1 protein-coding gene is annotated in these 765 nt (G+C 42.2%); it reads left to right on the top strand.

Translation table 11 applies throughout. The features are described 5' to 3' along the window. Positions 1–159 precede the first annotated feature (159 nt). Positions 160–618, top strand: coding sequence for an IS200/IS605 family transposase (gene tnpA, locus FAY32_RS14445; protein WP_143464129.1), 459 nt, complete (start codon positions 160–162; stop codon positions 616–618). Positions 619–765 lie beyond the last annotated feature (147 nt).

The raw sequence follows: 765 nt of genomic DNA, 5'->3' as shown, positions 1-765 counted from the left end.
TGATGCCTTTAGGCCTGGTTGAGCACGCTAAAGCGTGCGAAACAATAAACCACCCGCTATGCGGGCGGATGGTAAATCAGTTATACCAAAAAGCCCCCCATAAGAATTAGAATGTAGGTGTCGAAGCCAACATTGCTAAATCGAAAGGGGACTTTTTAAATGGCGAATAAACTCAATAGTCTTGCACACACAAAGTGGTTATGCAAGTACCATATCGTATTCACTCCAAAGTATAGGAGAAAGATGATTTATAATCAATATCGACGTGACTTGCAGGATGATATCCGACTTTTATGCCAGTATAAAGGGGTCAAGATTCTAGAAGGTCATATGATGCCAGATCACGTCCATCTTTTAGTAAGTATTCCACCCAAGCTGAGTGTGTCAAGTTTTATGGGATATTTGAAGGGTAAAAGTGCATTGATGATGTTTGATCAGCATGCAAATTTAAAATATAAGTTTGGAAACCGACACTTTTGGTCAATAGGTTATTATGTGAGCACGGTGGGTATGAATGAGGCCACCATCAAAAAATATATTCGTGATCAAGAGAAACATGATCAAGCGGAAGATAAGCTCAGCGTCCGGGAATATGAGGACCCTTTTAAGGGTCGGTAAGTAATACAAACGCCGCTTAAAGCGGCAGCAAAAGTGGCAAACGCAATTTGGCTTTGACACACAAAAGCCAGCGCCTTGAGACGCTGGCCAGTACCCAGGGCTTATAGCCCTAGAGAAAACCACCCGTTCAACGGGTGGTTTTTATTT

The sequence above is a fragment of the Levilactobacillus enshiensis genome, assembly GCF_007115095.1.
Taxonomy (GTDB): domain Bacteria; phylum Bacillota; class Bacilli; order Lactobacillales; family Lactobacillaceae; genus Levilactobacillus; species Levilactobacillus enshiensis.
The sequence above is the reverse complement of the archived record's forward strand: the minus strand, read 5'-3'. Positions and strand labels throughout refer to the sequence as shown.